Raw genomic sequence first — 21,151 nt, forward strand, 5'->3', positions numbered from 1 at the left:
ACCCGGCAGGGTCAGGCGGCCGCGGCGACCGGCGCGCAGGGCGCCAGGCAGTCGCGCAGCCGCAGCACGGCGGCGTTCGCGCCTTCGCGATGCGTGACCAGGGACAGGGCCAGCGCTCCCTGCGCGCGCGGGTCGGTCAAGGGCACGAAGGCGACATGCGGCGTGGTGTAGACGCGCGCCACGCCAGGCACCAGTGCCACCCCCATGCCGCTGGCCACGAGGCTGACCACGGTCTGCACCTGGATCGCCTCCTGGCCGATGCGCGGCGAGAATCCCGCGCCGCGGCACAATTCCTGGATCACGCCATGCAAGCCCGGCACCATCTTGGGCGAATACACGACGAAGGACTCCCCGCGCGCCGCGGACAGGGGCACGGCTTCGGCCCGGGCCAGCGGGTGGTCGCGCGGCACCGCCAGGATCAGGTCATCGCGTTCCAGGGCCCAGCTCGCCAGCAAGGGGTCCTCCGCCGCGGGGCCGCGCACCAGGGCGGCGTCGATTTCGCCGCTGCGCAACATGGCCAGCAGTCCCACCGTGCTGTCTTCCCGTAATTCCAGGGCGACTTCCGGGCACGTGGCGCGGAAGGCGGGCAACAGGCGAGGCAGCAGGGTGTAGGTCGCGGATCCCACGAAACCCAGCCGCAGGGTGCCCCATTCGCCAAGCCCGACGCGGCGCGCGGCCTGGCGCGCCTGGTCGGCGTGATAGAGCGCCCGGCGGGCGTCGGCGACCAGGGCTTGCCCGGCGGCCGTGAGCGTGACGCCGCGCGTTCCGCGCTCCAGCAATTGCACGCCCACCAGGTGTTCCAGTTTTTGTATCGAGACCGACAGCGCGGGTTGGGCGATGTGCAGCACTTCGGCGGCTCGGCGATAACTGCCTAGCTCGGCGATGGTGACCAGCTGACGCAACTGACGCAAATCCATGACCATTATCGAATCCCGTATCACCCAATACGAAACGTTTATTAGACCGTGCGCAAGCGCCACCTTAGCATGTGCGGCAACCACCGCCTCCAGGAGATCGCCAGCCCCGATACCTCCACGCAAGCCCCAGTCGGCGCGCACCGCGCCGGGACGCGGGCCACCATCCCGCCACCCATACCAATAATCAGGATTCCGTTCCGGCGTGGCGCCGGCCCGGGGGAGACAAAAATGGGCAACTCTTTCCGTAGCATCGTCGTTCGCTGTTCCGGTCTTCCTGTTCGCTATCCAGGCCTGGCTTGTGCGGGGCCGGCTTCGCGCCTCCCGGGTTTTTTCAGGCCGCCCCGTCGTGCCGGCGGGCTGGCCGTGCTTGCCGCGGCCGTGGCGCTGGCCTGCGCCGCCACCGCCATCCCCGCCGCCGCCGAACCGGCGGGCGATGTGGTTCGCATCGGCGTTTCCAATGACCGCAGCGGCATCTATGCCGACGTGGGCGGTCCGGGCTCGGAAGCCGCGACCCGTTTGGCGGTGAAGGATTTTGGCGGCCAGGTCCTGGGCAAGCGTATCGAGGTCATCGGCGCCGATACGCAGAACAAGGCGGACGTGGCCTCCGCGGTGGTGCGGCGCTGGTTCGATACGCAGAACGTGGTCGCGGTGGTCGACGGCGGCGCGAGTTCCACGGGGCTGGCGGCCGCCTATGTCGCCAAGGAAAAGAATGGCACGGCGCTCATCAGCGGCGGCTTTGCCGGGGATTTCAGCGGCAAGCAGTGCTCGACCGTCACCACGCAGTGGGCGCCGGACACCTATGCCCTCGCCAACGCGGTCGTGCGGGGCGCGGTGGACCAGGGGGGCAAGAGCTGGTACTTCATCACCAGCGACTACGTGTTCGGCAAGTCCTTGGAAGCCAACGCCAGCCATTTCGTGGAGCGGGCCGGCGGCAAGGTGCTGGGCAGCGCGCGCCACCCGCTGGGTGCGACCGATTTTGCGTCCTTCATCCTGCAGGCGCAGGCTTCGCAGGCCCAGGTCATCGGCCTGGCCAGCGCGGGCGGCGACCTGGTCAACCTGATCAAGCAGGCGCAGGAATTCGGGCTGGCCGGATCCAGGCAGCGCATGCTCACATTCCTGACGTTCATCACGGACGTTGCCGCGATGGGGCTGCCCGTGGCGCAGGGCCTGATCTTCCCGGACGCCTTCTACTGGGATGCCGACGACGACACCCGCGCATGGACCCGGCGCTGGCAGAAGGAAGCCAACTGGGACCGCGTGCCATCGATCGTGCATGCGCTAAGCTATGTCGCGACCATGCACTACCTGCAGGCGGTACAGGCGGCAGGCACGTTCGATGGCGAGGCCGTGAACCGCAAGTTGCGGGAATTGCCCGTCACGACCAGGCTGATCAAGAATGCACGGGTGCGTCCCGAGGACGGCCGTGTCATCATGGACCTGTACCTGGTGGAGGTGAAAAAGCCGGCGGAATCGCGCTATCCGGGCGATTTCTATCGCATCCTGTCCACGGTGCCCGGCGACAAGGTCTTCGTGTCGCTGGCCGACAGCGAGTGCCCGCTCGCACGCAAGTAATCCGCAAGCTAGCCGCAAGTAATCCTTCTGGTCCTGGAAAACAAGAACGGAGAGACATGCCATGAAATGCTATTGCGTCGTCGATTTCCACCAACCCTTGCAGTTGCGGGAGCAGCCCATCCCCGACGTGCGGGATGCCGAGGTGCTGCTGAAGGTGCGGGCGGCCGGGGTATGCCACAGCGACATCCACCTGTGGGAGGGCGGATATGACCTCGGCCAGGGCAAACGGCTGTCGCTCAAGGATCGCGGGGTCACGCTGCCCCTGACGTTGGGCCACGAGACGGTGGGCGCGGTCCACGCGGCGGGGCCGCGCGCCACGCAGGTCCAGGCCGGGCGCAACTATCTCGTCTATCCATGGATAGGCTGCGGCGCATGCCCGGCCTGCGCCGGCGGCCGCGAAAACCACTGCACCGCGCCCCGCTACCTCGGCGTCTACCGTCCCGGCGGCTACGCGGAATATCTGCTGGTGCCCGACGAGCGCTACCTGATCGACATCGGCGACCTGGACCCCGCCACGGTGGCGCCCTATGCCTGCTCGGGCCTGACCACCTATTCGGCCCTGCGCCAGATCGGCCCCGAAATTTATCGCGACCATCCCATCGTCATCTTCGGCGCGGGGGGGCTGGGCCTGATGGCCGTCGAGATCCTGCATGCCCTGGGCGGCAAGGGCGCCATCGTGGTCGACATCGATCCCGCCAAGCGGCAGGCGGCCTTGGCCGCCGGCGCCCTGGCTGCCATCGACGGCGGCGCGCCCGACGCGGCGCAGCAGATCGTCAAGGCCAACGGCGGCCGGCCCGTGCAGGCCGCGCTCGACCTGGTCGGCGCGCCGGCGACGGCGGGCGCCGCCTTCGATACCCTGGTCAAGGGCGGCAAGCTGGTCATCGTGGGCCTGTTCGGCGGCGGCGCGACCTGGCCGCTGGCGCTCATTCCCATGCGGGCGCTGTCCATCGTCGGCAGCTATGTGGGTAGCCTGCAGGAACTGCGCGAGCTGATGGCGCTGGTGCGCGAGGGCAAGGTCAAGCCGATACCGGTGCATCGCTACCCCCTGGCCGACGCCGATGCGGTGCTGGCGTCGCTGGTGGACGGCAAGGTCGTGGGTCGCGCGGTACTGACGGCTTGAACCATCCACGCCGCGCCGGTTCCGGAACGCCATAAACATGTGGTATCGCGTCATACCAAAGCCGTATTAGACGCGCGTGGCGGCCGTCTTTAGGATGGCCTGCCATGAACCCCGCATATTCCCCAAGGCAGGCCGCGCTCGGCGGCCTGCGCATACTCGACCTGACCACTGTGGTCTTCGGCCCCTATGCCTCGCAGATATTGGCGGACTACGGCGCCGACGTCGTCAAGATCGAGGCGCCGGGCGGCGATTCCACCCGTCGCACCGGGCCGTCACGCGAAGCGGGCCTGGCGGCCATCTTCCTGGGCATCAATCGCAACAAGCGCAGCGTGGTGCTGGACCTCAAGCAGCAGGCGGCCCGCGCGGCGCTGCTGACCCTGGTGGACGGCGCGGACGTCCTCATGCACAGCATGCGGCCGTCCAAGATGGCCAAGCTGGGCCTGGATCCCGCCTCGTTGTGCGCGCGCAATCCCCGGCTGGTGTACGCGGGGCTGTATGGTTTCGGCAGCGGAGGCGCCTACGAGGGCCAGCCTGCCTACGATGACGTCATCCAGGGCCTGTCCGGCGTGGCCGACCTGATGCGGCGCCAGACCGGGACGCCGCAGTACCTGCCCACGATCGCGGCGGACAAGACCTGCGGCCTGGTGGCCGCGCACGCCATCCTGGCGGCGCTGTTCCAGCGCGAGCGCACCGGGAGGGGACAGGCGCTGGAGGTGCCGATGTACGAGTCCATGACCTCGTTCCTGATGGTCGAGCACCTGTATGGCGGACACCTTGGCGGCCCGCCGTCCGAGGCGCCCGGGGGCATGGGCTATCCGCGCGTGCTGGCACGCTGGCGGCGACCGTACGCCACCGCCGATGGCCATGTCTGCATGATGCCCTATACCGATGTCCACTGGCAGCGCTTCTTCGCGCACAGCGGGCGCGCGGACCTGGCCGCCGATACGCGTTTCAAGGACATCGCGGCGCGGACCAGGCATATCGAAATCTTGTACGCGCTCACGGGCGAGATCGTGGCGCGGCGCGATACCGCGCATTGGCTGGCGCTGTGCCGTGAACTGGAGATACCTGCCGCGCCGGTCAACCGCCTCGAAGACCTGCCGGACGACCCGCATCTGCGCAGCGTGGGCCTGTTCGTCGACATCGACGATGGCCATGGCCAGGCCTACCGCTATACCCGCAACCCGGTGCGCATGGCCGACAGCGACGTGGCGCCGGCCATGGCGCCGCGCCTGGGCGAGCATACCCGCGAAGTGCTGCGCGAGGCTGGCTTGAGCGAGGCGGCCATCGCCGAACTGGCCGCGCAGGCATGACGGGGAAGGCGCGCGCCGGCAACGTTTCCCGCGCCATGGATCAACTTCAGGAGATCCGCGACTCAATCACATCGATCCGTCATATCCCACCCGTCGCATCCTATCCATGACATTCCAACCGGTGATATCACAACCCATGACATCCCAACCGCCATTGCTGGGCCAGGGCTACTACTGGCAGGACCTGAAGGAGGGACAGCGCTTCCATACCTTCCGCCGCACCGTCACCGAGACGGACATCGTCAACTTCATCAGCGTGACCGGAATGCTGGAGGCCATCTTCATCGACACCACGTACGCGCATGGCGCGATACGCGGACGGCCAGCGCCCGGCGGCCTCACCTATGGCCTGATCGAGGGGATGCTGATGCAGACCATGTGCCAGGGCACGGGCCTCGCGCTGCTGGAAGTCCACAAGAAGATGCTGGGGCCGGTCGTGGCCGGCGACACCATCTGGGCCGAGGTGGAGGTCACTGGCGTACGGCCGACGTCCAGGCAGAACCGGGCGGTGGTGACGTCGGCGATCACGGTCCGCAAGCAGGATGGCACGGCCGTCATGGAATACACCGCGGTGCGCCTGCTGGCCGGCAGGCCGGGCTGACCGCGCGGGCATCGCCAGGCTGCACGCCGCGGCCGCATGCGCATCGCGGCAAACGAGATGAAAAAAAGAACGAGGAGACTATCATGGTTCTACGTACTGCATGGGCCGCCGTGGTGGCGGCCTGCATGGTCCTGGCTGCCGTCGCGCCGGCCCCCGCGCTGGCGGCCGACTGGCCCCAGCGACCCGTCACCCTGGTGGTGCCTTTCCCGCCGGGCGGCCCGACCGACCTGGTGGCGCGGGTGCTCGCTCGTCAACTGACCGAGCAGATCGGGCAGACGATCGTGGTGGAGAATCGCGGCGGCGCCAACGGCAACATCGGCATGCAGCATGTGGCACAGGCGGCGGCGGACGGCTATACCTTGCTATACAACACGTCGTCCATCGCACTGAGCCCGAATCTGTACGCCCGGCTGGGCTTCGACCCGCAGCGCGATTTCCAGGCCGTGACGTCGACGGCGGTGATCCCGCTGGTGTTGCTGGTGCATCCGTCCGTCCCCGCCAAGGACATGTCATCCTTCATCGCCTACGCCAAGGCGCAGGGCGGCAAGCTTTCCTATGCCTCGGCCAGCACCGGCAACGTCACGCACCTGGGCGCGCTGATGCTGCTGCGCGCCGTCGGCGCCCAGGCCATGCACGTGCCGTACCGCGGCAGCGCCCCCGCCATGACCGACCTGGTGGGCGGGCAGGTGCAGTTCATGACCAATACGCTGAACGATTCCCTGGCCTTCATTCGCGACGGCAAGCTGCGGGCGCTGGCGGTCACCGGAAGCACGCGCAGCCCATTGCTGCCGGAGGTGCCCACCGTGGCGGAGACGGCCGTGCCTGGCTTCGAGGTAGGCGCCTGGCAGGGCATCGTCGTGCCCAAGGGCACGCCGCCGGACATCGTGGCGCGCCTCAATCGCGAGGTCCTGAAGGCGCTGGGGACGGAGGCGGTGCGCAAGCAACTGACGGCGCAGGGCGCGCAGGCGCTCGGAAGCACGCCGCAGGCCTACCAGCGCTACATCGCCGACGAGACCCGGCGCTGGGGCGAGGTGATCCGCGAGGCCGGGGTGAAGCTGGACAGCCCTTAGTCCTGTTGATCTGGTCGGGGCTGACTCAGTTGCCGCTGACCCTGTTGCCGCTGACCCTGTTGCCGCTGCCCTAGATCCCGCTGAACCAGTTATAGCCCTGGTCCTCCCAATACCCGCCAGGATAGGTATTGGTGACGAAGAGCGCCATGATGTGCTTGGGGTTCTTGAACCCGAGCTTGGTCGGCACCCGCAGCCGCAGCGGGTTGCCGAAATCGGGCGGCAGGGCCTCGCCGCCGAAGTCCAGCGCCAGGATGGTCTGCGGATGCAAGGCTGTCGCCATGTCTATGCTGGAGTAGTAGCGGTCGGCGCACTTGAAACCCACATAGCGCGCGGTCAGGTCCGCGCCGATGCGTTGCAGGAAGGTCTTCAGGGGAACGCCGCCCCACTGGCCGATGGCGCTCCAGCCTTCGATGCAGATGAGGCGCGTGATCTGGCTGGCCTGCGGCAGCCGGCGCAGTCCCTCCAGCGTCCACGGCGTCTTGTCCGCCACCAGGCCGGACACTTCCAGCTGGTAGTCGGACAGGTCGATGTCCGGCACGCTGTACTCGGGATAGAAGGCGTTGAAAGGGAAGGGCTTGGTGATGTCGCCGGCGGCGTAGGTGGGGGCCAGCCGGTTTTCGCGGAACAGCCACGCCTGCACCTTGTCGTTCCAGCGGGACATGGCCCACAGCACCTTGTCGAAGGTATCGCCGTCCTGCAGGTTGCAGCCGGTCAGCATGGCCACCCCGCCCAGCGTCAGGCCGCCGCGCAGCAGCAGGCGACGCCGCGCGTTGGCCAGCGTGGTGCGTTGCGCCGGTTCCAGCACCAGCCGGGTGTGCTTGCGTTCAGGCATCGCGACCTCCCTCGGGGACATGCCGCGGCGCCCGGCCGGTGATCATGGGCGGCAGCGTGCGGGGCACCAGCAGCACCATCGACACGTGCACGACCACGAACAGGGCTACGCCCGCCATGGCGATGAAATGCACGACGCGGGCCGCCGCGAAGCCGCCGAACAGGGCGGTCAGGCCCTGCAACTGCACGGGCTTCCAAATCGCCAGCCCCGACAGCACCAGCAGCAGGCCGAGCAGCAGCACGCCCAGGTACATCGCCTTCTGCACGGCGTTGTAGCGTCCGGCGCGATGGTCCAGCCGCAGGCGCAGGGCCGCGGCCATATCGCGCCGGATATCCGCTCCCCGGACGCTTAGCAGGTCGCGCCGCAGATGGCCGTCGAACAGGCTAGCCAACAGGTAGAGCAGCCCGTTGGCCACCAACAGCCACATCACGGCGAAATGCCAGATCGTGGCCGCGCCCAGCCATCCGCCCAGGGTGGCCCATTCCGGAAAGCTGAAACCGAAAATGGGGGAGGCGTTGTAGATGCCCCAGCCGCTCATGAACATGCAGCCCATGGCATAGGCATTGACCCAGTGCGTCAGGCGCACCGGCAGGGTATGGACCCGCGCGCGGCCGGGCGGGCGTGAAGATGTGGAAGTGTGCACGGGGGATATCCTGGATCGGTGCGGCGCGCGGCATTGCGCACCGAGGGCGGGCAGGCGGCGCGGCAGGACGCGCGCCGCCTGGCCGGGACTACATCGGCGGTATGGTGCCGTCCTTGCCGATCACCACGGTCAAGGCCGACAGCGCCCCGCCATCGCCCTTTTGCGCGAAGACCAGCGCCGGCGCGCCGACCTTCATCAGGCTGGCATCGCCCGGTTCCAGGTAGACGACGGGCACGTCCGGCGGCACGATGACCGTTTTTTCCCCTTCCTTGTATTTCACCTTCATCGTGGTGCCGTTGGTCGTCACCACGCTACCCACGGTCCCGTTGGTCATGGATCCCTTCTTGCCTTCGGCGCCTTCCCACGGCCGGTTGCCTTCGCCCGAACCGCGCAGGGACGCGGCGAAGACATGGACTTCCAGCGCTTTCAGCGTGCCGTCGGGTTGAGGCACGGCGGCCGTCCCGACGAAACTGTCGGGCTTGATATCGGTGAGCTTGGCCACGGACACCGCGCGCACCGGCACGTTGGCCGGCAGCGCGATGGTGGATTTCGCGCCGTTGCGCGCCGTGATCTCCAGCGCGTTGGCGCTGACCTGGTCTATCGTGCCCCGCAGGGTCGTGCGCACGGGTTGCGCGGATTGCGCGTGGGCGGCGGCCAGTCCGCCGGCCAGGAGCAAGCTGGCAGTGAGCGCGCGTATACGGAAAAGGGTCATCGTCTGTATCTCCACTAGGCTGGGGGCCCGCCGATGCGGCAGGGCGGGTAGGCAGTGCATCGCCGCGTAGCAGCTGGAGGGATGATCCGCCCCGGCTGGGGACGCCAACATGACCCGCGGATGACAAAAATGTCATTAAGCGTCCGGCGCGGGATCGCTAGAATGCAGGCTTGAGACAGAGGTGATGCGTGCGGATATTGGTCGTCGAGGATGATGCGAGAACGGGGGAGTACCTGAAAAAGGGCCTGGCCGAGTCCGGATACGCCGTCGACTGGACGCGCAACGGCGCCGACGGCCTGCACATGGCCCTGGAAACATCCTATGACCTGGTGGTGCTGGACGTCATGCTGCCCGGCCTGAGCGGGTGGCAGGTGATGGAGGCGCTGCGCGCGAAGCAGGACGTGCCCGTGCTGTTCCTGACCGCCCGCGACCAGCTCCAGGACCGCATACAGGGGCTGGAGCTGGGCGCGGACGACTACCTGGTCAAGCCTTTCTCCTTCACCGAGCTTGTGTTGCGCATACGCACGCTGCTGCGCCGGGGCGTGGTGCGCGAGGCCGACCAGTTGCGCCTGGCGGACTTGCATATCGACGTTCTGCGGCGCCGCGTGACGCGCATGAACGTCGCGGTGCCGCTGACCAACAAGGAATTCACGCTGCTGCACCTGCTGGTGCGCCGGGAGGGCGAGGTCCTGTCGCGTACCCTGATCGCTTCGCAGGTGTGGGATATGAACTTCGACAGCGATACCAATGTGGTCGATGTCGCCATCAAGCGCCTGCGCGCCAAGATCGACCGGCCCTTCGAGCCCAAGCTCATCCATACCGTGCGCGGCATGGGCTACGTCTGCGAGGTGCGCGCATGCGCCGAATGCGCTCCCGCTCCCTGACGCTGCGCACCGCGCTGCTGTTCGCCTTGCTGGCCGCCGTGGTGGTCAGCGTGGCCGGCGTCTATCTCTATATGTCCATGCAGGCGAACATGGTGGCGCGCAGCGACGTGGGCCTGATCGGCCGCGTCGACCGCTATCGTTCCCTGTTGCAGGAAACCTTGCGGCTGGACGATATGCGGGCGCGTCCGCAGCTGTTCGAGAACATGCTCGGCAACGAGCAGGACATCCTCGTATTCCGCCTGCCCGGGCATGCGCCGCTGGTGAACGTCAATCCCAGCGGCCAGGCGCTGCCTGACCTGACGCCCGCGCCGCTGCACCAGGACCTGACGGCGGCGTCGGTCCACGGGCTCGACAGCACGTTGGGCGTGCCCATCCGCTGGGTGTCGGCCATGACGGCCACCGCGCTGGAGGTGGTGGCCGGACACGTGATGCTGGGGGAGACCCGCATGCTGCGCCAGTACCGCGCGCAGATCGCGCTGGCCGTGCTGGCGGCCTTCCTGTCGATCGCCGTATTGGGCTATGCCGCATTGCGGCGGGGATTGAGGCCCTTGCGCACCATGGCGGCGCAAGCCGCGGGCATCACGCCGGGCAGCCTGGACCGGCGGCTCAATACGCACGACACGCCGCATGAACTGCGCGAGGTCACCGCATCCTTCAACGACATGCTGGACCGGCTGGCGGACGGCTACGAACGCCTGGCGCAGTTCTCCGCCGACCTGGCCCATGAGATCCGCACGCCGATCGGCGCCCTGCTGGGAAATTGCCAGGTGGCGCTGTGCCAGCCCCGCAGCCCGGAGGAGTACGAGGGCGTGCTGGCGTCCAGCGTGGAAGAGCTCGAACGCATCGCGCGCCTGGTCGAGAACATCCTGTTCCTGGCGCGCGCGGACAACGCGCAGTCGGCGTTGAGCTATGCGTGGCTGGACCTGCCCGTGGAGTTCGACCGCATCGCCGAGTATTTCGAGGGCGTGGCGGAGGAGCGCGGCATCCGCCTGGTGGCTCGCGCCCAAGGCCGGGTGGAGGCCGATCCCATCCTGTTCCGGCGCGCGTTGGGCAACCTGGTGGCCAATGCCGTGCGTTATGCGGATGCCGACAGCGTAGTCACGCTGAGCGCCCAGGAAGGCCCCGACGCGATCATGGTGCATGTGGACAACGTGGGGCCCTTCATCGACCAGGAGCGCCTGCACAAGCTGTTCGACCGCTTTTACCGAGCCGATTTCTCCCGCAGCGCCGACTCCGATGCCAGCGGCCTCGGCTTGTCCATCGTGCGCGCCATCATGGCCCTGCACGGCGGCAGCGCCACCGCCGAATGCCTGGCCGCCGCGCCGGGCGAGACCTCCGCGCGGGTCCGCTTCACGCTGGCGTACCCGCGCGCGCGAGGCGGCCTGCCGGGCGTGGGGCCGGCACCATGAGACAGGGCGGGGCAGGGGGCGCCCGGGCCGCCGGTTTTGCGGTATGGTGCAGGCCGCGTCCTTTTCCGCAATCCCCACTTCGACTCGCATGGAGGCCCGCATGGCCAGGTTTGCCGCCAATCTGAGCATGATGTACACGGAGCACGATTTCCTCGACCGCTTCCAGGCGGCGGCCGACGATGGCTATGACGCGGTCGAGTTCATGTTCCCGTACCCGTGGCCGGCGTCCGGGATCGCGGCCCGGTTGCGCGCGGCGGGCTTGCGGCAGGTCCTGTTCAACGCGCCGCCGGGCGATTACGCGGCGGGTGAGCGGGGCCTGGCGGGCCTGCCTGGCCGCCGCGAGGATTTTCGCGACAGCATCCTGCGCGCGCTGGAGTACGCGGAGGAGCTGGATTGCCCGCGCCTGCACGTCATGGCCGGCGTGGTACCGGCCGGCGCCGCGCGGGAATCCGTGGAAGATGTCTATCGCGAGAACCTGGCGTGGGCCGCCGCCCAGGCGGCGCCGGCGGGCCGCGATCTGCTGATCGAGCCCATCAACACGCGCGACATGCCCGGGTATTTCCTCAATCGCCAGGCACAGGCGCATGCCATGGTCGAGGACGTCGGGGCCGCCAACCTGAAAGTCCAGATGGACCTCTACCACTGCCAGATCGTCGAAGGCGACCTGGAGACGCGACTGCGCGCCTATCTGCCGACGGGCCGCGTGGGCCATGTGCAGATTGCCGGCGTGCCGCGGCGCCAGGAGCCCGATACCGGCGAGGTGAACTACCCCCATCTTTTCGGCGTCCTGGACGAGCTGGCCTACGACGGATGGATAGGTTGCGAGTACCGCCCCCGCGCCGGAACGTCGGCCGGGCTGGGCTGGCTGCGCGCCTGGCAGGCCGGCGCAGGGCGGGCGGCCGGCTGATCCTGGCGTTGTCCCGCAGGGGGCGACGCCCTCTTCTTTGCAAGCGTCGATTGCAACGCGCGGCGCACGGCTCGGCAGGATCGGCCGGCGTGGGGCACCATTGGTAACACCCCGAAAGAGCCTGCATTTCACTGATCCGCCATTTGCGCGAGCATGTAGCCATGAACGTCCCGGAGGAGGGAGCTGTGATCAGATGGCATCATGTCGCGCGCGGCGTCATACGCGGCCGTGCGTTCGCGATCGAAATCGCGTCGGTGGAGGCAGGGTTCGTGGCCCGTGCCCTGGTCGACGGCGTGCCGCCCATGGGCGATCGGTCGGTGTCCCACTCCGAACAGGTGGCGGTGGGCAAGGCGATGAGCCTGGCCTATGCGTATGCGCATGGCCAGGCGACACGCGGTAGCGGCGGCGGCCTGGACGACAGGTCGGCCGGCGCAACGTCGGCCGAGGTGCAGAGGCGGGCCGCCTGAACGGAATTGAAGGAAGCGGTGCGAGGGCGGGGCACGGACCCCGGCCAGGGCTTGTCCGATATAGTCCTGTCTCCAGGCTAGCGGACCCATCCAATGACCGAACGTATCGAAGCGCCTCGTGCGCCCTTGCCGGCAGAAGTTAATCCTGCCGCGATGCCGGCCGACACGCGCATCGGCGTCACCGTGTTGACCGGTTTCCTGGGTAGCGGCAAGACTACCTTGCTCAATCGCCTGGTGCGCACGCCCCGCTATGCGGGCGCGGCCGTCGTCATCAACGAGTTCGGCAGTGTCGGCATGGACCACCACCTGGTGCGCGGCAGCGCGGATACGGTGTCGGTGCTGGAGGGCGGATGCATCTGCTGCCTGGTGCGCGGCGCCTTGGCCGATACCCTGCGGGACCTCTTCATGCAGGCGCTGCGGCGGTCGATCAAGCCGTTCCGGCACCTGATCATCGAAACCAGCGGCCTGGCCAGCCCGGCGCCGATATTGTTCACGTTGCGGCACGAGCATTTCCTGGCGGAACGCTATGCCTACGAGGGCACGGTGGCCGTCGCCGATGCGCGCCAGTTGGCGGCTTCCGCGCCCTTGCCCCCCGAAATGACGCAGCAACTGGCGCTGGCGGACCAGGTGGTGGTGAGCAAAGTGGACCTGGCATCGGCGGACGAAGCCGCGCGGGCGCGCGCACGGATCGCCGCCGTGAATCCCGCGGCCCTGGTGCATGTTCTGGCGCCGCAAGGGGATCTGCCTGCCTCGCTACTTGCGGAAGGGGGATACCGAAGATCGTCAGCCGCCGCGCAGGCGGCGCCGGCCGTCGCGGCTGGCTGGCTGAGCCGGCTGGCGCCTGTCGCGGGCAGCGCCGGCGAGGGTGGAGGCGGCGCCGCGCATGACGTGGCGGTCTGGACGTATGTGTACTCCGATGCGCCCGCGCGGCCGTCGTTCCTGCGGGCCATGTCGTCCCTGCAGGAATCGCTGGGCGAGTCCCTGCTGCGGGTCAAGGGGCTGGTTTCCTTCGCCGATGGGACAGGGCCCTGGGTGGTCCATGGCGTGCACCGGGAGCTCTATCCCCTGGTCGCCCTGGGCGCCTGGCCGGATGCGGACTCTCGTTCGCGGCTGGTTTTTATCGTGCGCGGGATGCGCGCCGAGGCCCTGGCCGCCATGCTGCGGACGGCGCTGGCATAGGCCGGGCGGGTCTGCGCCGCCTCCTGGTTAATTGCGTCCCGGTTTTTTCCTTTTCAGGATAATGGCGCGTATAATCGTTTGAATACCTGCAGCGCGGTCCGGGTTCTCAAAGCTGGGTTTTCGAAGCCGGGTTTTTAAAGCAGAATCCTCAAAGCCGAGTTCTCAAGCCGGGTTCTCTAGGTCGGGTTCTCTAAGCCGCTTCGTTGCCCGGGCCTGCCGCGGGGGAACGCTCGCGATGTCCGGCGTCCGGGCCCTCTTGAGCGTCCCTCTTGAGCATGCTTGTCGCCGCATGGTCGCGTTGCGGTTCCTGCGCCGTATTCCGTATGGTGGCCAGTGCCGTATCCGATGTGCATGCATGCGGTGCACGCATAGAGACGCGCGTCGTTGCCCCGCTGGTCCAGGATTGCATTCCAGATCGAAATTTGGCGCAGCCCGGGACTGTATCCACGGATGACGGTTGTCGGAATCCCGCTGCATGGCCGGCGGGTTTTCGCCCGGTGTTTCGCCTGGGTTTTCACCCAATTTTTCCTGTTTTCGTTGTCTTGTCCAGCCTTGTTGGTCGAGGTCTTTTTGCAAGCTTCCCATTCGTCCATGCCGTCCTCGATGCCGGCGATCAACGCCCTTGCCTTTGCCTGTGCCATTACGCGCGGCGCAACATTCGCTGCCCCGGCGGCATGCTCGGTCGTGGCCGAAGGCCTTGGCGGGGAGGGTGGGGAAATGGGCGTGGCGCCGGCTGCTGTGAGCGGCAATGGCGCTGTCGTGCGCATGAATGGCGCTGCAGCCCTTGGCATGCCCTGTGTCGGCGCAACGATTTTCACGCCGGAAATCAGGGTGTTGGAAAAACAAAAAAGGCTTGGCGGTTTCGCCAAGCCTTCTCTGGATATCTGGTTGCGGGGGCAGGATTTGAACCTACGACCTTCGGGTTATGAGCCCGACGAGCTGCCAGACTGCTCCACCCCGCGTCTGAGAAAAGAATATTAACCCTATTTTTGATTCATGGCAAGTCATTTGTCTGTTTTTTAGAAAAGTTGAACCTATCGATGAACGAAAGCGAGGCAATAATCATCATCGAAGCCGCGTTGCTCTGCGCAACGCAGCCGATGCCGCGCGGTGAAATCCGCAAACTGTTCAACGATGACGACGACATCGACGACGCAAGGCTGGGCAGCCTGCTGGAAGCACTGCAGGAGGCGTGGACGGGCCGCGGCCTGGAGCTCGTATCGCTGGCCAGCGGCTGGCGTTTCCAGAGCCGGCCCCATATGCAGCGCTACCTGCAACGGCTGGATCCGGAGAAACCTCCCAAGTATTCGCGCGCGGTCATGGAAACGCTGGCCATCGTGGCCTGGCGCCAGCCGGTCACGCGCGGGGACATCGAGGATATCCGCGGCGTGACGGTGTCGTCGCAGATCGTCAAGACATTGGAGGATCGGGGATGGATCGAGGTCATCGGCCATCGCGATGCGCCTGGGCGTCCCGCCTTGTTCGGGACGACACGGCAGTTCCTTGACGATCTGGGATTGCGGGCCCTGGATGAGTTGCCGCCGCTGGAGGCCCAGGGCGCCGCCGCGGCGCTCGCGGGGCTGGATCTCGGCGGGGTCGAGATCGAGGAAATCGTCGCCGCCGAAGGGCAGCCTGCCGGCGACGACGGCGCCTTGCCCGAAGGGGGGCAGGCCGGGTTGGCCGATACCGCCGAGGCCGCCGGGGGCGACGCCGCTGACGTTGACGCGCCGGGCGCGGGTTCCGCGGCGGGCGGTGCGGATGCGCCAGCCTCCAGCGCTGAACTCTCCAGTGCGCAAGCAGCGGAAGCACCGGAGGCATCGGCCGGGAATCCCGGCGACGACAGCCGGGCGAATGTGGTTTCCGCGTCCGGCCAGGACGCTGGCGAGGAAGGAATTGTGGATATTCCGGACGGGGATGATGCACGGGCGCCGGCATCTGGCGTAGAATCTCCCTTATCGCCAGCCGCTGACGATGCCGCGCACGATGTGCGCCAGGCGACGGAGCGGACCGGCGCGGCCCGCGCGGATACGGATATCGATGCCGCGGAGGATTCCGAAACTACCGGAAACGCGGCCGCCGCCGATTTGTCCATCGATCATGAAAACGAGCAGGTGTCCGCCTTGGCGGCGCCCGTTGCCGGCCGGCCAGATATGCCGCCGCCTGGGCACGACACCATAGATCAGCCCGGCGACGGGGCGCAGGTCCCTCAACCTGCACGTACACCTGAGATAACGCCTCCCAGCATCGCGCCGGAAATCGAGCCGCGGAGCGGGGAGCCTGAAATTCCGTCACCCACGCCGGACGCCGTCGCCGAACGCCCGTCCGAGCAGCCTGACGATGAGGACGCGCACGGCGCGTCTCGCAAAGATAGAAATCCGGAGTAGTTCTAGTGACCATCAATAAGAAAGCGCAGGACGAAGTCGTTCCCGTGAATGAAGCCGTGAATCCCGCCGGCGCGCAGGATGACGCCGCGACGCCGGCGCGCAAGCCGCGCGCACGCCGCGTGACGCGCGCCGAGGGGGCCGAGTCGGTGGCTGGGCAGGCGGCTGAGACCGCCGTGGCCGCCACGTCCTCTCAGGACACGGTGGACGCGCCGCGTGCGCGCGCGCCCCGCAAGACGACACGCGCCAAGGCCGCCGTGACCGGGGACGCGCTGGAGACGGCGGGGCGGACGGAGACGAATCAGGCCGCGGCGGGCGCCGCCGAAGTCAATGCGGCTGCGGCCACGGACTCGGCTGGCGCCGCGCCGGTCAGGAAGCCGCGTACGCCCCGTGTCCCGCGCGCGCAAGGCGCTGCGAGCGAGGCCGATGCGGCCGCCGCCGCGCCCATGCAGGTTGAAACCCGACGCGCCACATCTTCGCGCAAGTTGGCGACGGCCGTGGAACCCGCGGCCGCGCAAGCGCCGTCGGTGACCGCCCCGGCGACACCCGCCGCCGCGCCTACGGCTTCCGCAACGATCGCATCCGCTTCGGCTGCGCCGGTTTCGGTGCCCGCGGCATCGCCGGCGCCTGTGGCATCCGGGTCCCCAGCGTCCGCGACCTCGACGTCCGCGACCGCGACGGCTCCGGCCGCCGAGACGGCGCAGGTTCAGGCTGGCTCTGATGGAACCCAGGCTGCGCGCGCCCGGACCCGCCGCCGTAACGGCGCCGCCGAGACCGCGGGCGCCGAGACGTCCGCCGCAGCCGCCGTGGCGGATGGGGCGCAGACCGCTTCCGTGTCCGCCCAACGCGAGCGGGGCGGCAAGCCTGCCCGCAATCGCTCCGCCCGCGCGGCGGATGCCCAGCCGGGCAATGACTACGCGCCAGCCGCGATGCGCGGCGATGGCGATGCGCCGCCGGCGACGACCCGCGGCCAGAGCGGCGACCTCTTCGCGGCGCCAGCCCCGGCCTTCGAGCCGGTGGCCGACGCCTATGGCGAAACGGCCGGCGCCGCCGCAAGCCAGCCGCAAGGCGGGGAAGGCGAGGGCGGCGCCCGCACGCGCGGCCGCAAGCTGCGCACGCCTTTCCGTCGCCGTCGCGGCGACGCGGCGGAGAATGCCGGCGGCCATGGCGCCGCGGGTGGCGATGCAGGCGACGGCCAGGCCGGCGCGGAGCAGCGCGGCAACGACCGTGGCAATGAACGCGAGGCCGAGCAGGCGCTGGCCTACCTGGAAAAAAGCGCGCGCATGGAGCAGCGGCTGGGCAAGTACCTGAACAGCGAGGTCGTGATGCCCAAGCTGCACAAGGTGCTGGCCGACGCCGGCATCGGTTCGCGTCGCGAAATGGAAGAGTTGATCGTCGCCGGCCGTGTCTCGGTCAACGGCGAGCCGGCCCATATCGGCCAGCGTGTGGCCGCCAACGACCAGGTGCGCGTCAATGGCCGCGTCATCACGCGCATGAATACGCGCAAGCCGCCGCGCGTGATCCTGTATCACAAGCCGGCCGGCGAAATCGTCAGCCATGACGATCCCGGCGGTCGCGCCAGCGTATTCGCCCGGCTGCCCAAGCTGCGCACCGGCAAGTGGCTGTCGGTCGGCCGGCTGGACTTGAACACGGAAGGCCTGCTTATCTTTACCACCTCGGGGGAGATGGCCAACCGCATCATGCATCCCCGCTATGGCACGGAACGCGAGTACGCGGTGCGTGTGCTGGGCAACATGGACGATGCGCAGCGCGCGGCGCTGGTCGAGGGCATCGACCTGGAAGACGGCAAGGCCGCTTTCGGTTCCCTGGATTTCATCGGCGGCGACGGCAGCAACCGCTGGTATCGCGTCACGCTGCAGGAGGGCCGCAATCGCGAGGTCCGCCGCATGTTCGAAGCCATCGGCGTCACGGTGAGCCGCCTGATCCGTACGCGCTTCGGCGATATCGTGCTGCCGACGACCTTGCGGCGCGGTCGCTGGGAAGAGCTGGATCCGAATCTGTGCACGGCGCTGATGGTGCAGCTGGGCCTGCTGCGCGACGATGACGACGGCGATGGCCGACGCCGTTCCAAGCAGCCCGAATCGCATGACAGCGCGCTGCCTCCGGGCTTCGGCACGCTGGAAAACAATGGCATGAACGGGGCGCGCATCGGCCGCCGCGGCAAGTTGCAGGGGGGCAAGCCCGGCCGTAGCGGCCAGACCGCTTCCTCGCCTTCCGATCCTTTCGGCACCGGCCTGATGTTCGCCGGCGGTTATGCCAATGGGCATCCGCTGGGGCACGACGGCGGCCGCGGCAAGGGCAATGGTGGCGGCAATGGCAATGGCGGCGGCAACGGCAAGGGCCGCCGTGGCGGCAAGCGCGGTCCCGGCCAAGGGGCGGCGCAGGGCCAAGGCCAGGGCCAGGCTCAGCAGGGCCAAGGGCAAGGCCAAGGACGGGGCAAGTCCGGCCAGAAGGCCCGCGGCCAGCAGGGCGGCAAGCATGCCAACGCCCGCAAGGGCGAGGGGCCGCGCCAGCAGCATGCCCAGCCGGGCGCCGAAGGTCAGCCCAAGGGGCCGCGCGCGGCGCGTCCTCCCAAGGGCAACCGCAGCGGCAAGCCCGCGGGCCCGCAAGGCAAGTCGCGCGGTAACCGTGGCAATGGCGGGGGCGGCGGTGGCGGCGCGCGGGGCGATGATTGGCAGCCGCGCGGCGCTTCGGCGCACGAATCGCGCATCGGCATCGCCGACCTGCGCGGCCGCGGCGGTCGCTGACGCGGCGTGGCTACGGATGCAGGATAGTTGCCCAAGACTGTCCCGTATTCCGTAACTCCTCGACGTAGCAAGCAATTTCTCGAAAATCTGATAAAATTCCGGGTTTTCGCAGGCTCGTCGTTTGTGCCTGCCTGTGCTGGCAGCTGTTTCGGCGGCTGTTCGTGCTGGATGCGCGTGGTTTTTCCTCGTGCGGCTCGCGCGGCACAGGCGGGTTTTGGCGCTTCCGCGTGGCTGGCATGGCAAGGCGGGCTTTCAATGTTCGCGGTCATGGCGCCCGGATTGCGGCGCGATGGCGAGTGAACAAATAAAGGCGGGGGACGGTGCTGTCAGGGCCGTTTTCCGCACAATACGATGGGCTGGGCGTACAGCCCATTTTTTTCGAGCATATGGCTGATTTATTCGCAATGACCCAAGAGGCGCTGGCCGGCATGGACGTCGAACTTGTCGACGTGGAACGTGCCGCCCTGGGCCTGCTGCGCGTGACCATCGATCGTCCCGGTGGGGTGCGCATCGAGGATTGCGAGCAGGTGTCGCGTCAGCTGTCGCGCGTGTTCGAGGTCGAGAATATCGATTACAAGCGACTGGAAGTCGGCTCGCCTGGCGTCGATCGCCCCTTGCGCAGCGAGTCCGACCTGCGTCGTTTCGCCGGCGAGCGCGTGGAAGTCAAGCTGCGCCAGGCGGTCGAGGGCCGCAAGGTCTTCAACGGGATCCTGGTCGCCGACGAGGTGGCCGAGGACCAGAAGGCCACTTTCGGTGTGGAATTTGAGGCAAAGAAGGACGATATACAGGTGGTGCGTTTCACGTTCGACGATGTCGAACGCGCCAAGCTGGACCCCGTTCTGGATTTCAAGGGCAAAAAGCGATGAGTCGCGAAATTCTTCTGTTGGTCGACGCCTTGGCGCGCGAAAAGAACGTTACGCGCGAGGTTGTGTTCGGAGCGCTCGAAAGTGCGCTGGCTTCGGCCATGAAAAAGCGGTTCAAGGACGATGCGGACATCCGTGTTTCCATCGACCGTGAAACCGGCAGTCACGAAGGTTTTCGCCGTTGGCTGGTAGTGCCCGACGAGGCCGGTCTGCAGGAACCCGACAAGCAGGAAATGCTTACGGACGCCCGCGAAATCGTGCCCAATATCGAAGTCGGCGAGTACATCGAAGAGCCGCTCGAACCCATCGAATTCGGTCGTATCGGCGCGCAGGCGGCCAAGCAGGCCATCTTGCAGAAGATCCGCGACGCCGAGCGCGAGCAGGTGCTCAACGACTTCCTGGATCGTGGCGAGACCATCGTGTCCGGCACGGTCAAGCGCATGGACAAGGGCGATGCCATTATCGAGACCGGCAAGATCGAAGCCCGCCTGCCGCGCTCCGAGATGATCCCCAAGGAAAACATCCGCGTGGCCGACCGCGTGCGCGCTTATGTGCTGAAGGTCGATCATGCCGCGCGCGGCCAGCAGGTCATCCTGTCGCGCACGTCGCCGGAGTTCATCCGCCAGTTGTTCGAAAACGAAGTGCCGGAAATCGAGCAGGGCCTGCTGGAGATCAAGGCGGCGGCGCGTGACGCCGGCGTGCGCGCGAAGATCGCCGTGGTTGCCTACGACAAGCGTATCGATCCCATCGGCACCTGCGTCGGCATGCGCGGTTCGCGCGTGACCGCCGTGCGCAACGAACTCGGCGGCGAGCAGGTCGACATCGTGCTGTGGTCGGAAGAGCCCGCGCAGTTCGTCATCGGCGCGTTGGCGCCGGCCAATGTCGAGTCCATCCTGGTCGATGAAGACAAGCACGCCATGGACGTGGTGGTCGACGAGGAAAACCTGCCCAAGGCGATCGGCGCCAAGGGCCAGAACGTGCGCCTGGCGTCCGAGCTGACCGGCTGGCAGATCAACATCATGACGCCGGAAGAAAGCCAGAACCGCCAGGAGACCGAGCGGTCCGCGCTGCGCGCCACGTTCATGAGCAAGCTGGACGTGGACGAGGAAGTGGCCGACATCCTGATCGATGAGGGTTTCGCGGGCCTGGAAGAAATCGCCTACGTGCCGATGCAGGAACTGCTGGAGATCGAGGCCTTCGACGAGGACACGATCAACGAGTTGCGCACCCGTGCCCGCAATGCCCTGCTGACCGAGGCCATCGCCCAGGAAGAAGCCGTGGAAACGGCGCAGGATTTGCTGTCGCTGGAAGGCGTGACGCCGGAGCTCGCCGCCAAGCTGGCCGAGCGCCAGGTCCACACGCGGGACGACCTCGCGGAGCTGGCCACCGATGAGCTGGCGGAAATCTCCGGCCTGGATGAGGAGGCTTCCAGCGATCTGATCATGCGCGCCCGCGCGCATTGGTTCGATGAGAAGGAAGGGGGGTAGGCCGCGGAGCGGCCCGCCTGGTAATC

At 67.7% G+C, this 21,151-nt stretch carries 18 protein-coding genes and 1 tRNA gene; 14 read left to right on the forward strand and 5 right to left on the reverse strand.

Annotated features, from left to right (window positions below):
- Window positions 1–11 precede the first annotated feature (11 nt).
- Complete coding sequence (locus tag C7R54_RS26710; protein ID WP_240039728.1) at window positions 12–917, reverse strand: LysR family transcriptional regulator; 906 nt, start codon at window positions 915–917, stop codon at window positions 12–14.
- A 357-nt stretch (window positions 918–1,274) separates the two neighbouring features.
- Here C7R54_RS26710 and C7R54_RS26715 point away from each other — a divergent pair, with 357 nt between their 5' ends.
- From C7R54_RS26715 to C7R54_RS26735, 5 genes are all read left to right on the forward strand, one after another.
- A complete protein-coding gene (locus C7R54_RS26715; RefSeq protein WP_240039741.1) occupies window positions 1,275–2,489 on the forward strand; it encodes an ABC transporter substrate-binding protein in 1,215 nt (404 codons plus the stop codon).
- 61 nt (window positions 2,490–2,550) lie between these two features.
- Entirely contained in the window at window positions 2,551–3,609 is a 1,059-nt protein-coding gene (locus C7R54_RS26720) for an alcohol dehydrogenase (RefSeq protein ID WP_129153953.1), read from the forward strand.
- 104 nt (window positions 3,610–3,713) lie between these two features.
- Complete coding sequence (locus tag C7R54_RS26725) at window positions 3,714–4,922, forward strand: CaiB/BaiF CoA transferase family protein (RefSeq protein ID WP_129153954.1); 1,209 nt, start codon at window positions 3,714–3,716, stop codon at window positions 4,920–4,922.
- Window positions 4,923–5,058: 136 nt separating this feature from the next.
- Window positions 5,059–5,523 carry a MaoC family dehydratase gene (locus tag C7R54_RS26730; RefSeq protein WP_129153955.1) on the forward strand — a complete coding sequence of 155 codons (465 nt, stop codon included), beginning with the start codon at window positions 5,059–5,061 and terminating at the stop codon, window positions 5,521–5,523.
- Between the two features lie 83 nt (window positions 5,524–5,606).
- On the forward strand, window positions 5,607–6,593 hold the full coding sequence (locus C7R54_RS26735) for a Bug family tripartite tricarboxylate transporter substrate binding protein (protein ID WP_129153956.1): 987 nt from the start codon (window positions 5,607–5,609) through the stop codon (window positions 6,591–6,593).
- 70 nt (window positions 6,594–6,663) lie between these two features.
- Here C7R54_RS26735 and C7R54_RS26740 read toward each other — a convergent pair whose 3' ends face one another.
- The 3 genes from C7R54_RS26740 to C7R54_RS26750 form a co-directional block, all read right to left on the reverse strand.
- On the reverse strand, window positions 6,664–7,425 hold the full coding sequence (locus C7R54_RS26740) for a molybdopterin-dependent oxidoreductase (RefSeq protein WP_129153957.1): 762 nt from the start codon (window positions 7,423–7,425) through the stop codon (window positions 6,664–6,666).
- A complete protein-coding gene (locus C7R54_RS26745; protein WP_129153958.1) occupies window positions 7,418–8,068 on the reverse strand; it encodes a cytochrome b/b6 domain-containing protein in 651 nt (216 codons plus the stop codon). Before C7R54_RS26745 ends, C7R54_RS26740 begins: the two co-directional genes overlap by 8 nt.
- 88 nt (window positions 8,069–8,156) lie before the next feature.
- Window positions 8,157–8,780 (reverse strand): hypothetical protein, encoded by a 624-nt coding sequence (locus tag C7R54_RS26750; RefSeq protein ID WP_129153959.1) that lies wholly within the window; start codon window positions 8,778–8,780, stop codon window positions 8,157–8,159.
- Window positions 8,781–8,968: 188 nt separating this feature from the next.
- Between C7R54_RS26750 and C7R54_RS26755 the strand changes: the two genes are divergently transcribed.
- From C7R54_RS26755 to C7R54_RS26775, 5 genes are all read left to right on the forward strand, one after another.
- Window positions 8,969–9,664 carry a heavy metal response regulator transcription factor gene (locus C7R54_RS26755; protein WP_129153960.1) on the forward strand — a complete coding sequence of 232 codons (696 nt, stop codon included), beginning with the start codon at window positions 8,969–8,971 and terminating at the stop codon, window positions 9,662–9,664.
- Window positions 9,646–11,073, forward strand: coding sequence for a heavy metal sensor histidine kinase (locus C7R54_RS26760; protein WP_240039729.1), 1,428 nt, complete (start codon window positions 9,646–9,648; stop codon window positions 11,071–11,073). Before C7R54_RS26755 ends, C7R54_RS26760 begins: the two co-directional genes overlap by 19 nt.
- Before the next feature lie 100 nt (window positions 11,074–11,173).
- On the forward strand, window positions 11,174–11,980 hold the full coding sequence (gene otnI / locus C7R54_RS26765) for a 2-oxo-tetronate isomerase (protein ID WP_129153962.1): 807 nt from the start codon (window positions 11,174–11,176) through the stop codon (window positions 11,978–11,980).
- 185 nt (window positions 11,981–12,165) lie between these two features.
- On the forward strand, window positions 12,166–12,447 hold the full coding sequence (locus C7R54_RS26770; protein WP_129153963.1) for a hypothetical protein: 282 nt from the start codon (window positions 12,166–12,168) through the stop codon (window positions 12,445–12,447).
- A 93-nt stretch (window positions 12,448–12,540) separates the two neighbouring features.
- The gene (locus C7R54_RS26775; protein WP_338026256.1) at window positions 12,541–13,626 is read left to right on the forward strand and encodes a CobW family GTP-binding protein; all 1,086 of its coding nucleotides are present in this window, start codon (window positions 12,541–12,543) and stop codon (window positions 13,624–13,626) included.
- Between the two features lie 885 nt (window positions 13,627–14,511).
- On the opposite strand, the gene C7R54_RS26780 is transcribed toward C7R54_RS26775, so the two are convergent.
- A tRNA-Met gene (locus tag C7R54_RS26780) sits at window positions 14,512–14,588 on the reverse strand.
- 78 nt (window positions 14,589–14,666) lie between these two features.
- Between C7R54_RS26780 and scpB the strand changes: the two genes are divergently transcribed.
- The 4 genes from scpB to nusA all read left to right on the forward strand — a co-directional run bounded on the left by scpB (window position 14,667) and on the right by nusA (window position 21,125).
- Entirely contained in the window at window positions 14,667–16,010 is a 1,344-nt protein-coding gene (gene scpB, locus C7R54_RS26785; RefSeq protein ID WP_129154070.1) for an SMC-Scp complex subunit ScpB, read from the forward strand.
- Window positions 16,011–16,936: 926 nt separating this feature from the next.
- Window positions 16,937–18,775 (forward strand): 23S rRNA pseudouridine(2605) synthase RluB, encoded by a 1,839-nt coding sequence (rluB, locus tag C7R54_RS26790; protein WP_129154071.1) that lies wholly within the window; start codon window positions 16,937–16,939, stop codon window positions 18,773–18,775.
- Window positions 18,776–19,161: 386 nt separating this feature from the next.
- A complete protein-coding gene (rimP, locus tag C7R54_RS26795; RefSeq protein ID WP_129153964.1) occupies window positions 19,162–19,641 on the forward strand; it encodes a ribosome maturation factor RimP in 480 nt (159 codons plus the stop codon).
- On the forward strand, window positions 19,638–21,125 hold the full coding sequence (gene nusA / locus C7R54_RS26800; protein WP_129153965.1) for a transcription termination factor NusA: 1,488 nt from the start codon (window positions 19,638–19,640) through the stop codon (window positions 21,123–21,125). The genes rimP and nusA overlap by 4 nt, the downstream gene beginning before the upstream one ends.
- Window positions 21,126–21,151: the final 26 nt, after the last annotated feature.

It is taken from the genome of Achromobacter aloeverae, assembly GCF_004121055.1.
Classification (GTDB): domain Bacteria; phylum Pseudomonadota; class Gammaproteobacteria; order Burkholderiales; family Burkholderiaceae_B; genus Bordetella_C; species Bordetella_C aloeverae.

Bases quoted from the DNA above. Each gene is read 5' to 3' on its own strand.
- C7R54_RS26710 (WP_240039728.1), bottom strand. From the start codon at position 917: ATGGATTTGCGTCAGTTGCGTCAGCTGGTCACCATCGCCGAGCTAGGC.
- C7R54_RS26720 (WP_129153953.1), top strand. From the start codon at position 2,551: ATGAAATGCTATTGCGTCGTCGATTTCCACCAACCCTTGCAGTTGCGG.
- C7R54_RS26725 (WP_129153954.1), top strand. From the start codon at position 3,714: ATGAACCCCGCATATTCCCCAAGGCAGGCCGCGCTCGGCGGCCTGCGC.
- C7R54_RS26730 (WP_129153955.1), top strand. From the start codon at position 5,059: ATGACATCCCAACCGCCATTGCTGGGCCAGGGCTACTACTGGCAGGAC.
- C7R54_RS26735 (WP_129153956.1), top strand. From the start codon at position 5,607: ATGGTTCTACGTACTGCATGGGCCGCCGTGGTGGCGGCCTGCATGGTC.
- C7R54_RS26740 (WP_129153957.1), bottom strand. From the start codon at position 7,425: ATGCCTGAACGCAAGCACACCCGGCTGGTGCTGGAACCGGCGCAACGC.
- C7R54_RS26750 (WP_129153959.1), bottom strand. From the start codon at position 8,780: ATGACCCTTTTCCGTATACGCGCGCTCACTGCCAGCTTGCTCCTGGCC.
- C7R54_RS26760 (WP_240039729.1), top strand. From the start codon at position 9,646: ATGCGCTCCCGCTCCCTGACGCTGCGCACCGCGCTGCTGTTCGCCTTG.
- otnI (WP_129153962.1), top strand. From the start codon at position 11,174: ATGGCCAGGTTTGCCGCCAATCTGAGCATGATGTACACGGAGCACGAT.
- C7R54_RS26775 (WP_338026256.1), top strand. From the start codon at position 12,541: ATGACCGAACGTATCGAAGCGCCTCGTGCGCCCTTGCCGGCAGAAGTT.
- scpB (WP_129154070.1), top strand. From the start codon at position 14,667: ATGAACGAAAGCGAGGCAATAATCATCATCGAAGCCGCGTTGCTCTGC.
- rluB (WP_129154071.1), top strand. From the start codon at position 16,937: ATGCGCGGCGATGGCGATGCGCCGCCGGCGACGACCCGCGGCCAGAGC.
- rimP (WP_129153964.1), top strand. From the start codon at position 19,162: ATGGCTGATTTATTCGCAATGACCCAAGAGGCGCTGGCCGGCATGGAC.
- nusA (WP_129153965.1), top strand. From the start codon at position 19,638: ATGAGTCGCGAAATTCTTCTGTTGGTCGACGCCTTGGCGCGCGAAAAG.